16 protein-coding genes are annotated in these 13823 nt (G+C 68.9%); 8 read left to right on the top strand and 8 right to left on the bottom strand.

What is annotated here, in order from left to right:
* Positions 1 to 53: 53 nt before the first annotated feature.
* Positions 54 to 959 (bottom strand): LLM class F420-dependent oxidoreductase, encoded by a 906-nt coding sequence (locus tag ACOQPE_RS00695; protein WP_420610034.1) that lies wholly within the window; start codon positions 957 to 959, stop codon positions 54 to 56.
* A 173-nt stretch (positions 960 to 1132) separates the two neighbouring features.
* Here ACOQPE_RS00695 and ACOQPE_RS00700 point away from each other — a divergent pair, with 173 nt between their 5' ends.
* Entirely contained in the window at positions 1133 to 1366 is a 234-nt protein-coding gene (locus ACOQPE_RS00700; protein WP_419855726.1) for a hypothetical protein, read from the top strand.
* A 19-nt stretch (positions 1367 to 1385) separates the two neighbouring features.
* Complete coding sequence (locus tag ACOQPE_RS00705; protein ID WP_420610035.1) at positions 1386 to 1616, top strand: hypothetical protein; 231 nt, start codon at positions 1386 to 1388, stop codon at positions 1614 to 1616.
* A gap of 7 nt (positions 1617 to 1623) precedes the next feature.
* On the opposite strand, the gene ACOQPE_RS00710 is transcribed toward ACOQPE_RS00705, so the two are convergent.
* A complete protein-coding gene (locus ACOQPE_RS00710) occupies positions 1624 to 2142 on the bottom strand; it encodes a gamma carbonic anhydrase family protein (protein ID WP_419916279.1) in 519 nt (172 codons plus the stop codon).
* A gap of 73 nt (positions 2143 to 2215) precedes the next feature.
* Between ACOQPE_RS00710 and ACOQPE_RS00715 the strand changes: the two genes are divergently transcribed.
* Entirely contained in the window at positions 2216 to 4366 is a 2151-nt protein-coding gene (locus tag ACOQPE_RS00715) for a S9 family peptidase (RefSeq protein WP_420610036.1), read from the top strand.
* Positions 4367 to 4429: 63 nt separating this feature from the next.
* On the opposite strand, the gene ACOQPE_RS00720 is transcribed toward ACOQPE_RS00715, so the two are convergent.
* Together ACOQPE_RS00720 and ACOQPE_RS00725 are read right to left on the bottom strand one after the other, a co-directional pair.
* Positions 4430 to 4804 carry a MauE/DoxX family redox-associated membrane protein gene (locus ACOQPE_RS00720; protein ID WP_420610037.1) on the bottom strand — a complete coding sequence of 125 codons (375 nt, stop codon included), beginning with the start codon at positions 4802 to 4804 and terminating at the stop codon, positions 4430 to 4432.
* Positions 4805 to 4872: 68 nt separating this feature from the next.
* A complete protein-coding gene (locus tag ACOQPE_RS00725; RefSeq protein WP_420610038.1) occupies positions 4873 to 5367 on the bottom strand; it encodes a flavin reductase family protein in 495 nt (164 codons plus the stop codon).
* A gap of 67 nt (positions 5368 to 5434) precedes the next feature.
* Between ACOQPE_RS00725 and ACOQPE_RS00730 the strand changes: the two genes are divergently transcribed.
* Both ACOQPE_RS00730 and ACOQPE_RS00735 read left to right on the top strand, forming a co-directional pair.
* Entirely contained in the window at positions 5435 to 6931 is a 1497-nt protein-coding gene (locus tag ACOQPE_RS00730) for a thioredoxin family protein (RefSeq protein WP_420610039.1), read from the top strand.
* Positions 6932 to 7107: 176 nt separating this feature from the next.
* Entirely contained in the window at positions 7108 to 7626 is a 519-nt protein-coding gene (locus ACOQPE_RS00735; protein ID WP_323672043.1) for a UGSC family (seleno)protein, read from the top strand.
* A 36-nt stretch (positions 7627 to 7662) separates the two neighbouring features.
* Here the strand turns inward: ACOQPE_RS00735 and ACOQPE_RS00740 are convergent, their stop codons facing one another.
* Positions 7663 to 8562 carry an A/G-specific adenine glycosylase gene (locus ACOQPE_RS00740; RefSeq protein ID WP_420610040.1) on the bottom strand — a complete coding sequence of 300 codons (900 nt, stop codon included), beginning with the start codon at positions 8560 to 8562 and terminating at the stop codon, positions 7663 to 7665.
* A gap of 4 nt (positions 8563 to 8566) precedes the next feature.
* Positions 8567 to 9088, bottom strand: coding sequence for a MaoC family dehydratase (locus tag ACOQPE_RS00745; RefSeq protein ID WP_420610041.1), 522 nt, complete (start codon positions 9086 to 9088; stop codon positions 8567 to 8569).
* 160 nt (positions 9089 to 9248) lie between these two features.
* Between ACOQPE_RS00745 and ACOQPE_RS00750 the strand changes: the two genes are divergently transcribed.
* From ACOQPE_RS00750 to ACOQPE_RS00760, 3 genes are all read left to right on the top strand, one after another.
* Entirely contained in the window at positions 9249 to 10847 is a 1599-nt protein-coding gene (locus ACOQPE_RS00750) for an acyl-CoA dehydrogenase family protein (RefSeq protein ID WP_420610042.1), read from the top strand.
* Positions 10848 to 10957: 110 nt separating this feature from the next.
* Positions 10958 to 11749, top strand: coding sequence for a hypothetical protein (locus ACOQPE_RS00755; RefSeq protein WP_420610043.1), 792 nt, complete (start codon positions 10958 to 10960; stop codon positions 11747 to 11749).
* A gap of 61 nt (positions 11750 to 11810) precedes the next feature.
* A complete protein-coding gene (locus tag ACOQPE_RS00760; RefSeq protein ID WP_419916289.1) occupies positions 11811 to 12302 on the top strand; it encodes a hypothetical protein in 492 nt (163 codons plus the stop codon).
* A 21-nt stretch (positions 12303 to 12323) separates the two neighbouring features.
* Here ACOQPE_RS00760 and ACOQPE_RS00765 read toward each other — a convergent pair whose 3' ends face one another.
* Together ACOQPE_RS00765 and ACOQPE_RS00770 are read right to left on the bottom strand one after the other, a co-directional pair.
* A complete protein-coding gene (locus tag ACOQPE_RS00765) occupies positions 12324 to 12881 on the bottom strand; it encodes a GGDEF domain-containing protein (protein ID WP_420610044.1) in 558 nt (185 codons plus the stop codon).
* 76 nt (positions 12882 to 12957) lie between these two features.
* Complete coding sequence (locus tag ACOQPE_RS00770) at positions 12958 to 13752, bottom strand: SDR family NAD(P)-dependent oxidoreductase (protein ID WP_420610045.1); 795 nt, start codon at positions 13750 to 13752, stop codon at positions 12958 to 12960.
* Positions 13753 to 13823: the final 71 nt, after the last annotated feature.

The following is a 13823-nucleotide window of genomic DNA, read 5'->3' on the forward strand; positions in this document are numbered from 1 at the left end:
CAGCCTAACGCCGCCCCCGTCGGGGTCCGAGTGCAGGGCGCGGCGCGGAGCGGTCAGCTGATCAAGACGGGGGCGAGGCGGCGCCAGCCGTCGAATGCGGCTGGGGGGTCGTCGGCCAGAACCTGCACACAGACGTGGTCGGCGCCGGCGTCGAAGTGGGCGTCCACACGGGCCTTGACGTCGTCTTCGGTGCCCCAAGCCACGATGGCGTCGACCAGCTTGTCGGACGGTCCCCCGTCGGGGCCGCCGTCGATGTCGGCTTGTGTGAAGCCCAGCCGCAGCAGGTTGTTGGCGTAGTTCGGCAGACCCAGATAGATGGCCATGTTCTTGCGGGCCAGCGCACGGGCCGAGTCGGCATTCGTGTCGAGAATGGCCATCTGCTCGGGATACAGCGCCGCGTCGGGGCCCATGGTGTCGCGGGCCACTGCCGTGTGCTCGGGCGGTACGAAATAGGGGTGGGCGCCGGCAGTTGCGGTGGCCGACAGCTTTAGCATCTTCGGGCCGAGCGCAGCCAGCACGATCTCGGGCAGCTCCTGGGGGCCATGGGCCATGAATCGGGCCTTGCCCATGCGCTCGAGGTACTCGCGCATGTAGCTGAGCGGTTTGGAGTAGTCGTGCTTGCGGATGTACTCCACCAGGTGGTGATGGCTCACACCGAGGCCCAGCAGGAACCGTCCCGGGTGGGCTTCGTCGATGGTGCGCAGCGTGTTGGCCATGGTCATGGGGTCGCGGGCGTAGATGTTGGCGATGCCAGTGGCGATCTTGATCGTGCTGGTGCCCTCCAGCAGCCGGGCGGCGGCCACGAACGGGTCACGCCCGACGGCCTCGGGGATCCAGAACGCCCCGTAGCCCAGCTCCTCGGCTTCGGCCACGAACTCCACGCCCTGCGCGGACGGCAGTGCGTCGAGCACCCCCGTCCAGATGCCGATGCGTCCCAAGTCGATGCTTCCCATGCTCATGGGCCGTGACGCTACCGCCGCCGGATTGGCAGCGCCGAGGGCAGCCCTGGGATGCCAGCACTCGACTCTGGGGTGTTAGAGATTTCAGTATGTTCTATTAATTCTCGTGCTTCGCCCGGCAATGCCGAATATGGTGCCGTGGTAACTTCTAGGACGTGGGGAGCGTGAGTGCGATGGACATTGCACAATTCGTCACATTGGTCGTCGGCATCGTGGCACTCATCTGGCACCAGCAACGCTCCATCAACAACCTGCGCAAGGAGCTCAAGGGAGAGATCGCCGAGCTGCGCGCCGACGTGACCGACGTCAAAGAACGGCTCGCACGCATCGAGGGCTTCCTCGGCATCGGTATGCCCGCTGAGGCCGCTGCCGCAGCGCCCGGCGCCGGGCTCGCAACGGCCGACTGAGGGTCTGCGAACCGGATTGATGCGTGAAACATCGGACCGGCGACTTGCTCGGCCCACTTCCGTGCAGGAGGCCCAGCGATACACGACGCAGCCTGTGACTGCGGCCGAGGCATCGCTCGCACTCATTGCCGATTGGGGACCCACCGAAGACTGGTCCGACTGGATTGAGGCAATGGAGCGAAACTCGGCGAATGCGCACGTAGGCGAATGCGAGACGCTGCCGGCGGCCAGCGACAAATCCTCCAGCTAAGGGCCGGTCAGTCGAGGCGGCGGAGTTCGCCCATGTAGCGGACTCGGCGGTCGAGGTAGTTCTGCACGCCGGGCAGGATGAGCGGGGCGGTGTCGACGCCCTCGCGGATCTTGGCGGGTGTGCCCACTGCGATGGTGCCCGGCGGGACTTTCATGCCGCCTGGCACCACGGCGCCGGCACCGACCAGCGCTCGCTCGCCGATCTCGGCGTCGTGCAGCACGATTGCGCCGGTGCCCACCAGGGCCTCGTCGTGCACCACACCGCCCTCGATGTGCGCCAGGTGGCCGATGGTGCAGCGCTCCCCCACGGTGGTTGACCATTCCTCTGTGACGTGCAGCACGGCATTGTCCTGCACCGAACTGCCGGCCCCCACGACGATGTCGTTGTCATCGCCACGCAGCACCGCGCCCGACCAGATGGACGCCTCCGGGCCGATCGTCACCCGCCCGATGATGATCGCCTCGGGCATCACGAAGGCATCGGGGTGGATGTCGGGCACATGGTCGCCAAGCGCATATATCGGCACGCCGCCACGCTAGTGGTCAGCCTCCGAATTGACGGAGTGATCGACGCAGCTCGGGCGGTACGGTGCGGGCTCCATGACGCAGGCTCCGGTGGCACCGCAGCGGCCGCACGTGCGGCGCATTCACGGCACTGAGACCGACGACCCCTGGCACTGGCTGCGCGACCGGGACGACCCCTCGGTGCGGGAGTACCTCGAGGCCGAGAATGCCTATACGGAAGCCGCGACTGTCCACCTGGCGGATCTTCGGGAGCAGATCTTCGGCGAGATCAAGGCTCGCACCAAGGAGACCCACCAGTCGTTGCCGACGCCGAAGGACGACTGGGAATACCGGGCTCGCACCGTGGAGGGGTTGCAGTACGTCATCCATGTGAGGCGCCCCCGGGGCGGCACCGACGATGACGAGGTGGTGCTGCTCGACGAGAACGAGTTGGCCGAGGGCCACGAGTACTTCGCCGTCGGCGACCTGGCCGTCAGCCCCGATCACCGCCTGCTCGCCTACACCACCGACACCGAGGGCGACGAGAAGTACACGCTGACGGTGGTCGACATCGCGACCGGTGAGGTGCTGGACGGCCCCGACGTGCCCGCAGCGGGGTGCGGACTCGCCGAACTCAGCTACGGGCTGGTGTGGGCCAACGACAACTCGACGCTGTTCGCCGTGCGCACCGACGACGCCCAGCGCCCAAACCGGGTCATCCGCCATGCCGTAGGCACCGACCCCGCCGGTGACGTCGAGGCCTACCGGGAGGACGACGAGCGGTTCTGGGTGGGCGTCGGGGCCACCCGCAGCGAGCGGTTCGTGGTGATCGGCTCGCAGTCGAAGATCACCTCCGAGCACCGCTTGGTGGATGCCGACCGGCCCGATGCTGAGCCGCTGGTAGTGCGGGCACGCGGTGAGGGCATCGAGTACGGCGTCGACCACCAGGGCGACCGGCTGCTGATCGTCACCAACGACGGCGCGCAGGACTTCCGCCTGGTCGAAGCGCCGGTGCCGAGCGAAGGCGACGCCCCAGCCAACGGCGATGGCCCCGGCGAAAGCAGCAACCCTGCTAGCGGTGATGGCCCCGACGACGGCAGCACGTGGAGCGAGCTCATCGGCGACCGGCCCGGCATCCGGCTCGACGACGTGGACTGCTTCGGCGACTTCGTCGTCGTTCACGACCGGCAGGACGGGCTGACCACCCTGAGGGTGCACGACACACGCGACGCTGCAGCGGGCGAGCTTGGCACTGCGTTCGAGATCGAGATGCCGGAGCCGGTCTATGAGGCGGGCGGCGGGGCGAATGCCGAATTCGACACCCGCCGCTACCGATTCGGCTACACGTCGATGGTGACGCCGCCGTCGATCTTCGAGCTCGACTTAGACAGCGGCGAGCGAGAACTGCTCGACCAGCTGCCGGTGCTCGGCGATGTCGACCTGACGGCGTACACCACCGAGCGCATCACCGCCACGGCGCCCGACGGCACGGCGGTGCCGATCAGCCTGGTGTGGAAGCCCAGCGCAGTGAGCTGGCCAGCGCCCTGCCTGCTCTACGGCTACGGGGCCTACGAGATCGGCATGCCGGCGTCGTTCTCGACGGCCCGGCTGTCGCTGCTGGATCGGGGCGTGCTGTTCGCCATGGCCCACGTGCGCGGCGGCGGCGAGTTGGGACGGGCCTGGTACGAGGGCGGCAAGCTCGCCAACAAGCAAAACACCTTCGACGACTTCGCGGCCTGCGCCCGACACTTGGCTGCGGCCCGATGGGCGAACCCCCACCGGATCTGCGCCCGGGGCGGCAGCGCCGGCGGCCTGCTCATGGGGGCGATGGTGAACCGCCACCCGGAGCTGTTCTGCGGGGTGGTAGCCGAGGTGCCCTTCGTCGACGTGTTGAACACGATGCTCGACCCGGCCATCCCCTTGACTGTCACCGAGTACGACGAGTGGGGCGACCCGACCGACCCGGCGGCGTTCGAGACGATCCGGTCATATGCGCCCTACGAGAATGTCGAGCCGGCCGACCACCCAGCTCTGCTGGTCACCGCTGGGCTGACTGATCCGCGGGTGCAGTACTGGGAGCCTGCCAAGTGGGTGGCCAAACTGCGGGCGAGGACCACTTCGACGGAGCCGATCCTGTTGCGCACCGAGATGGGCGCCGGCCACGGCGGACCCTCAGGCCGCTACGACGCCTGGCGCGATGAGGCGTTCATCCTGGCGTTCATCTGTGATGTGCTCGGCGTGGCGTAAGCCACGCGCAGACAGCACGGGTGGCGTAAGCCACGCGCAGACAGCACGGGTGGCAGAGACGGCCTAGATCAGCGCAAGCACAGCGAGTGCGGCCAGCAGGCCGTTGCGCAGCAGCGAACCGGCGCCGACGGGTTTGGAGGACCAGCGGCCGAAGCACGCGCAGGCGGGGCGCTCGTCACGCGGGCGCTGCAGCACCCGCGCCAAGGCTGCGGTGAACACAACCAGCAGCCCGAGCGCCAGCCACGCCGGCCATGGCTCGGCAACTCCCGCCGCCAACCCCGCCCCCAGCACGATCTCGACCGGAGCGATGAACGGAACGGTCCAACGGGGTGCGCCCATTGCACGGGCGGCGCCCGGCCATGACGGGTCGCGCAGCTTCAGCGCGCCCGACACCAGGAACAGCACGCCGAGCGCGACGCGGGCGATGGCGCTGATCACCGGAGCAGCACACCTAGTGCGGTGCAGACGACGGCGCTGATCACCCCTGCCCGCCTATCAGCCGGCCGTCACGCGAAGGTGCCGTAGCCACCCTTCCAGAACAGCAGGGGGTCCTTAGCATCGAGCACTTCGAGCTCGACGACGCGCCCCACGACGATGTCGTGATCGCCGCCGTCGTGCACGGCTTCGATGGTGCAGTCGATGTAACCGATCGAGCCCTCGATGATCGGCGCACCGGTGGGCCCGGGCCGCCACCCGACATCGGCGAACTTGTCGTCGGCCCGGCTGGCCATCACGCCACAGGTGGCCATCTGGTCCTGGGCCATGATGTTCACGCAGAAGCTGCCCGCGGCACGGATGTCGTTCCACGTCGTCGAGTCCTTGGTGGGCAGAAACGCGACGAGCGGCGGGTCGAGCGACACCGAGGTGAACGAGCCGATGGCCATGCCGACCGGCCGACCCTCGTTCACGGCGGTGACGGCGGTGACGCCCGTCGGAAAGTGCCCCAGCACATCCCGGAAGAGCCTGCTGTCGATGGAGGGCTGGTCGCTCGAGTCAGTCACGGCGCCAACCCTAGACAGCCGAACCTCGCCCGGGCCGCCCCCGGCGAGCCACATATAGCCTCCGGCTATGGCTTCGAGCGCTGACGGGAACACGGCCGACGACGCGGCAGCGAAGGTGCCGCGGAACGGCTTGGTCGCCGTGGTGAAACGGGACTGTCCGACGTGCGAGCTGATCGAGCCGGTGCTCGCGGACATCGAGGCCCGGGGCTCGCTGACCGTGTTCACCCAGGATGACCCCGCCTTCCCCGAGGCGGTCTCAGCCCGGTTGCACGACGACGACCTTGGCTTTTCGTGGCATCACGACATCGAGACGGTGCCGACGCTGATGCGGTTCGCCGACGGCGGCGAGGCCGGCCGCATCGTGGGGTGGTCCCGACTCGAATGGGAATCATTCACCGGGCTCGGCAGCCTGGGCGACGGCCTGCCCGAACACCGGCCCGGCTGCGGTTCGCTCTCGGTCGACCCAGCTCACGTCGACGCCTTGGAGGCCCGCTTCGGCAGCTCGGGCCTGAGCGCTCGTCGGGTCGAATTCGGCAGTCAGGAAGACGCCCACGAGGCGATGTTCGACCGGGGCTGGTCGGACGGTTTGCCGCTGGTTCCACCCACAGCTGAGCGAGTCGCAGCGATGCTGGCAGGCACGTCGCGTGCAGCCGACGAGGTGGTGGCCAATGTCGCACCCGATCTCGCCGACTGCACGGTCGAGAAGGCCGCGGTCAACGCCGTGATGGCCGGCTGCCGGCCCGAGTACTTCCCGGTGGTGCTGGCTGGCCTGACCGCCGTGTGCAATGACACGTTCAACATGCACGGAATGCTGGCCACCACTATGCCGGTCGGGCCTGTGTTCATCGTGAACGGGCCGATCGCCCGCCAGATCGGCATGAACAACGGGATCAACGTGTTCGGCCAGGGCAACCGGGCCAACAGCACGATCGGGCGGGCGGTGCAGCTCATCGTGCGCAACGTGGGCGGCGGGCGTCCCGGCGAAGTGGACCGGGCGGCGCTCGGCCAGCCCGGCAAGGTGGGCTTCTGCTTTGCCGAGATCGAAGGGGCCGAGGCAGCCACCGGCGCAGGCTGGGACCCGCTGTGCACCGACTTCGGCTTCGAGGCCGGCACCAACACCGTGACAGCCTTCCCCGGCGAAGGGCCTCGCTCCGTGGTCGACCAGCTCTCTCGTGATCCCGAGTCGCTGGCGCGCACCATGGCAGCCACGCTGAATGCGATCCACCACCCGAAGCTGGTGCTGGGTTTCGATGCGATCCTCGCGGTGGCGCCCGACCATTCCCGCGTGTTCATCGACAGTGGCTGGACACGCCAGCAGACTGCCGAGCGCATCAACGAGCTGACTACCCGGTCAGGCTCCGAGCTGGTGCGCGGCGCTGGCGGCATCGCCGAGGGCGTGCCGGAGTTCCTCGCCGAGGCGGACCTGCCGAAGTTCCGTGAGGGAGGCCTGCACCTGGTGCACTGCGGCGGCGGTGCGGGGCTCTTCTCGGCGGTCATCGGCGGCTGGGTGAACGGCGAGGTCGGCGCTCAGCCCGTCTGCGTCGAGATCGATTCCTGGCGATAGCAAGGCCAAGCTCGCGGGCCGCTTGGGCCTGCGTTTCCCGCTCTTGTTCGCTCCGCTCACGGGCCGCTCGGGCCTGCGTTTCCCGCTCTTGTTCGCTCCGCTCACGGGCCGCTTGGGCCCGGGGCGGCTACAGTCGATCAGGACGTGCCCACCGGATCCAACACAGGGGGGACCACATGAGCACTGTCGTCTTGGACCCGACCAACGAAGCGGCACCCGCCCATCGTGAGCGGGTCACCCGGCCCGATTCGCTGGACGGCCTCACCGTGGGCCTGCTGGACATCAGCAAGCCCCGCGGCGACCGCTTCCTGAACCGGCTCGAGGAACGGCTGACCGAGCGGGGCCTGCGCGTCGAGCGCTACTCCAAGCCCACGTTCACCAAGCCGGCCCCGGTCGACCTGCGCCACGAGATCGCCACCAAGTGCGACGTGGTGATCGAAGCGCTAGCCGATTGAGGCAGCTGCACGTCGTGCAGTGTGCACGACATCGCTGATCTGGAACGCCGCGGCATCCCGTCGGTGTTCGTCGCCACCGTCCAGTTCGTCGACGGGGCCGAGGTACAGGGCAAGGCGCTCGGCTTCGACCCGGCGGCCGTATGGGTGGAGCATCCCATCCAGGACCGCACCGACGACGAGATGGTCGCCATCGCTGACAAGGCCTTCGACGAGCTGATCGAACAGCTCGTAGCTGCTTGAGCTACGAGCCCAACCAGCACAGCGTGGCTGCCTGAGTTAACCGAGACGGAGTTGGTCGCCGACTGCGGTGATCAAGCCCTCGGCGGTCAGTTCTTCGACAAGACGTTGAGCGCGTGCTTCGTCGTGCTCGAGTCTCATCGCCGCGGCAGCCTGTTCCGTCGGGAGCGAACCACCTGACAGCGCTGCGAGCAGGCGGCCCCTGGCCTGGCGGTCGCTGCCTTCGAACGGTGCCTGCCGCGCACTGACCCCGGCGCTGCGGTCGGCTGGATCTGGTTGACCCGAAGGCTCCGGGCCCAATACCTCAACCGCCCACGCACACCACCGCTGTGCAGGGCACTGGCCGCAGCTCGGATCTCGCTTGGTGCAGACCTGTGCGCCGAGATCCATCATCGCCTGGTTCCATGCCCAGCTCTCCCCCGCAGGCACCAATTCATCGGCGATGCGCTGGGCCTCCCGGGGGCTCAGCCGACGGCCCTGCCAGCGGGCCAGGATGCGACCCACGTTGGTATCGACCACGCCGGTATCGATGCCGAAGGCGAAGGCTTGCACTGCCCGAGCGGTGTAGGGACCCACGCCCGGCAGCGCCAGCAGGCCGTCCAGATCGGCGGGCACCCGGCCGCCGTGGCGCTCGCTGATGATCGCCGCCGTCCGCCAGAGGTTGCGAGCGCGCCGGGGGTAGCCCAGTCCCTGCCACACAGCCAGCACTTCGGCCAGCTTCGCTGCCGCGCACTGCTCCGGTATCGGCCAGCACTCGGCAAACGTCTCGAAGTACGGCAGCACCCGCTCCACCTGGGTCTGCTGCAGCATGACCTCCGAGACCAGCACGAGCCACGGGTCGCGGGTGCGCCGCCACGGCAGATCTCGCCGCTCGGCCGCCCACCAGCCGATCAGTTCGGCGTGGCGCGAGCTACGCGCATCCGACCCAGCGTGGCGCAAGCGATCAGCCCTCGCCGACGGCTGCCTCGTCGCTGTAGGGGAAGCGGCGCTCGGGCCCTGCTTCCCGCTTCCAGATCATGACCTTGCGGCGGAAGTAGCACACCTCTTCGGAGCGCTGGTTGAACGCCCGGGTCTCCACGGTCACCACGCCCCGGTCGGGCCGCGAGCCAGACTCACGCTTGTCGAGCACCTTGGTGACGGCGTAGATCGTGTCGCCGTGGAACGTCGGACGGGAGTGGGTCAGCGTCTCGACCTCGAGGTTCGCAATGGCCGCACCGCTCACGTCGGGCACGCTCATGCCCAGCACCAGCGAGTACACGAGATTGCCCACCACCACGTTCTTGCCGTGCACGGTCTCGTGCTGGGCGAACCACTCGTTGGTGTGCAGCGGGTGGTGGTTCATCGTGATCATGCAGAACAGGTGATCGTCTGCCTCGGTGATGGTCTTGCCCGGCCAGTGCTGGTACACGTCGCCGATGTCGAAGTCCTCGAAGTAGCGCCCGAACGGGCGGTCATGGACGGTCACAGGAACCTCCGTGCAATGGTCTGGAGCAGTGGTGCTGGTGCGTGGACCGAGTCATCGTACGGCGCAGCATCCCCGCTGACCGGGTCAAGCCGAGTCGTAGCCCGGGCCGCGCGCTGGAGCGGGCTTTAGCCTGTGCGGCTGTGACGACGACGGGGACGACATGACTGCGAACGCCGAGGCCACGGTGACTGAACCGGACATGTCCGCCGCAGCGGATGCGCTCGCTGCGGGCAACGCGGCGTTGAGCCGTGCGTGCAGCCATGCGGTCGGCATGGGCGACGACCACCAGTGCTTCCTGTACGACCTGGCGCACACCGCCTCGGCGCTGCGCATCTGCGATTCGCTGGTCGCATGGGGTGCGCTGGGCGACGCCGAGGCCCGCCTCGCCTGCGGTTTCATCGCCGACGCCCTCGGGGAGTTCCACGCCCGGCTGTTCGCCCGTGAGGCCCAGTGGGGCCTCGAGCCCGGTGCTCTCGACGGCGCTCGCGACTTCGTAGCCGCCTACCGCAATCCCCCCTACATCGCCACGCTGGCCGGCCTCGATGCACCCAGCCACCTCGACGAAGACTTCGAGCTCGTGGCGGAGACCTTCCGCCGCTTCGGCGAGGACAAGATCGCCCCCGCTGCCGAGCACATCCACCGGGGCGACACCGACATCCCCGAAGACATCATCGGCGGGCTGGCCGAGCTGGGCTGCTTCGGCCTTTCGGTGCCCGAGGAATACGGCGGGTTCGCCTCCGGCTCCGAGAGCGACTACCTCGGCATGGTCATCGCCACCGAGGAGCTGTCGCGGGCATCGCTGGGCGCGGGCGGCTCGCTCATCACCCGGCCCGAGATCCTCACCCGGGCGCTGGAGCGGGGCGGCACCGAGGAGCAGAAGAAGCACTGGTTCCCCCAGATCGCCACCGGCGAAACCATGGTGGCGGTCGCCGTCACCGAGCCCGACTACGGCAGTGACGTGGCCAACCTGGTCGTGTCGGCATCGCCCACCGAAGGCGGCTGGCTGATCTCGGGCACCAAGACGTGGTGCACGTTCGCCGGCCGGGCCGATGTGCTGATGCTGCTGGCCCGCACCGATCCTGACCGGCGCAAAGCGCACCGGGGCCTCAGCCTGTTCATCGTGCCCAAGCCCCAGTCGGAGGGCCACGACTTCCAGTTCACCGACGATCGTGGCGGCACCATCGAGGGGCGGGCCATCGCCACGCTGGGCTACCGGGGCATGCACAGCTTCGAGATCGCCTTTGACGACTGGTTCGTGCCCGCAGAGAACCTCATCGGCGGCGACGACGGCGTCGGGCAGGGCTTCTACCTGCAGATGGCCGGCTTCGAGAACGGGCGGCTGCAGACTGCGGCTCGTGCCGTTGGCGTCATGCAGGCGGCCTACGACGAGGCCCGCACCTACGCCGACGAGCGCAAGGTGTTCGGCCAGCCGATCGCCGACTACCAGCTGACGCAGGCGAAGCTGGGCCGTATGGCGGCGATCATCGCCGCCGCCCGCCAGTACAGCTACGAGGTGGCCCGCATGATGGCTCGGGGCGGCGGAGCGCTCGAGGCGTCGATGATCAAGGCATATGTGTGCAAGGCCGCCGAGTGGGTGACCCGCGAGGCGCAGCAGCTCCACGGCGGGTTCGGCTTCGCCGAGGAATACACGGTGAGCCGGCTGTTCGTGGACGCCCGGGTGCTGTCGATCTTCGAGGGCGCCGACGAAACGCTGTGCCTGAAGGTGATCGCGCGCCGGCTGCAGACACAGAGCGCCTGAGCACCCTGACGAACCGACGCCAGCGACGTCGGATTCATCCTGTGCGCGGAAGCGCCGCCGCGACGGCTCGACGCGGGAAGACACGACCGGGCACGGGATAGCGTCGGCGCGTGCATCCGATGGAGCACCTGCGCTATGTGGCGCGTGCGGGCGACCTGTCGCAGGATGTGCTGGTGCGCGAGGCTGCATCGGCATTGGGCGCGCTCGCCTCGGACCCGCTGGAGCTGGTCACGGTGTGCCGCCGCATCCTCGACAAGTACCCGGTCGCCGGCGCGCTGTGGTCGATGGCGGCCGTGGTGTGCGCCTCGGCCCAGCCGTACCGGGATGCACGCGAGTTCGCGGCCGAGCTGCGAGCCGATGCCACTGCCGACCGCGCCGCTGACGCGCTGCCCGAGGGAGCCACGGTGTGCCTGCTGGGCTGGCCCGACCTTGCCGCTGAGGGACTGGGGCGGCGCGCCGACATCGAGGTGCGCATCATCGACGCCTACGGCGAGGGCGCTGGCCTGGCTCGGCGGCTTGCGGGCGACGGTTGCGAGGTGACCGACGTGCCGCTGGCGGGTTTGGCGGCTGCATGCTCAACCGCTGAGGTGATCCTGGTGGAGGCTGCTGCCGCCGGGCCCGAAGCCGTAATCGCAGCCGGCGGCTCCCATGCCGCTGCGGCGGTCGGGTACGTGTCGGGGGTGGAGGTGTGGTGCCTCATCGGGCAGGGACGGGCGCTGCCGCAGCCGCTCTTCGAGGCCGCTTCAAGCGCCGTGGCCGACGAGCCGTGGGAATACGACGAGGAGATCGTGCCGATCGGCCTGTTCAGCCATGTTGTGGGGCCCGGCGGCATCGAGCCGGCTGCCGGCTGGCAACGGGCCGACTGCCCTCTGGCCGCCGAGCTGCTGCGTCCGCCGATCTGACAACCGGCGCATCGGCGCATGAACCGTGGCCGCGCTCACCGGGAGCGCTAGTTTGCCTGCCGTGCTTGACGCGCCGTCCACCGACATCAAGCTCGAGACGCTCTCCGGCCACACTCACACGCTGGCCGAATGGCTGGTGGTGTTCAACCTCATGGGCGTTGTCATCGACCCCTACACGCACCAGAGCGGCTGGATCCTGCCCACTGCATCGCGGCTGTTCCTGGTGTACGAGGAGGCCGACGTGCGCTGCGCATTCGTGGTGTGCAGCGATGCGCAGGGCGCCCGCAGCTTCCTGGGCCGCTTTGCCGACGAGCATCTCGTGCTGCTCGACCCCGAGCGCGAGTTCGTTCGATCGCTGGGCCTGGAACGGCTGCCCGCCCTCGTGCACCTCGCCCAAGACGCCAGCGTGCTCGGCTCGGCCCAGGGCTGGAACGCCGCCGAATGGTCTGACGTGATCGACGGCGTCGAAGAGGCCATGGACTGGCGGGCGCGCCCGGTGCTGCCCACAGCCGACGACCCGGGCAACTTCGAAGGCACACCAGCACTCGGCTAGCGCGACAACGGAACCGAACGCTTAGGACCGCCAGCCCTTCTGTCGGTACATCGAGCGGTCGGCGGCGTGGAGCAGTGCGCCGGGTGAGACCTCGCCGCCGCGTCCGGTGGCGCTGCCGATGCTGACGGTGACGCCCATCTCGGCCAAGGGGTCGCCAGTGTCACTCTGCGCAGGCGCCTGGGTGAGCGACGCGTGCAGACGTCCGGTGATGATCTCCATGTCGCTTGCGCTGCGCAGCCCGCCGCACACCACTACGAACTCGTCGCCGCCGACGCGGGCAACCACGTCAGACGGCCGCACGGCGTCGCGCAGGCACTGTGCCACGGTGACGAGCACCAGGTCGCCTACCAGGTGGCCGTGCTGATCGTTGACCTGCTTGAAGGCATCGACGTCGCAGAATGCCACGCCGACCATCCGGCCGGTACGCGTCGAGCGCACCAGCTCGGCCTGCAGGTGGCGCAGTGCCCCGTCTCGGGTGGCAATGCCGGTCAACGAATCGGCGCGCCACGTTCGCCGCCAGCGGCCCGATGCCAGCCACCAGCCGCCGCCGAGCGCTGCAGCCAGTGCGGCTGCGCCCACGCGCAGCCTGGATGCGACCGACCGGCTCACCAATCTCCCCCGCAAGGCACAAGCGGATCGGGGTGGCGGGCAGCACTCACCGGGCGGTCCAGCCCCCGTCCACCATCAGCGAGCTGCCGGTCACGTAGCTGCTGGCGTCGCTGGCCAAGAACAGCAGCGCACCATCCAGCTCGTGCTCGTGCCCAGGTCGCCGCATCGGGGCGTTCCGGCTGATCCACGCCATCGAGCGATCATCGTCGAACATCGGTGCCGTCAGCTCAGTCTCGAAGTAGCCGGGGCACAGGGCGTTGACCCGCACGCCCCGGGTGGCCCACTGCACGGCAAGGTCGCGTGTCAGGTTCACCAGGCCCGCTTTGGACGCCGCGTACGCGGGCTGCAGGTTGGGCGCCGAGGCCACGTGACCGTGCACCGAGGCCACGTTGATGATGCTGCCCGTGGCCTCCCGGCCGATGATGTCGGCAGCTGCGAGCCCTGCCAGCAGGAAGCACGCATTCAGGTTGATGTCGACCACATGCCGGAAGCTCTCCACGTCGGCCTGCTCGCCGGGATTGATGGCGTCGCTCACCCCGGCGTTGTTGACCAGCACGTCGACCTTGCCGTAACGGTCCACCACCTGGGCCACTAGGTCTCGGCAGGCGTCGTCGTCGCCCACATCGCACGGCACGGCGAGTGCGTCGGGCAGCTCGGCCGCCAGCGCTTCCAGCCGGTCGGCCCGGCGGGCGGCCACCGCCACCTTGGCGCCGGCCGCTGCGAACACCCGGGCGAAGCGCACCCCGAAGCCGCTCGACGCACCGGTCACCAGGCACACCTGCCCGTCGAGCCGGAATGGCGAGGTCAGGTCGATCTGCCCGTTCGCTGCGGTTTTACTCATCGACTGTCCTTCATCGCGGTCGGTGTTCGCCCATCAGCGCACGAGGGTACGGCGCGCAGCAGCACCGTTCA

It is taken from the genome of Candidatus Poriferisodalis sp. (assembly GCF_965219595.1).
Lineage (GTDB): Bacteria > Actinomycetota > Acidimicrobiia > Acidimicrobiales > Poriferisodalaceae > Poriferisodalis.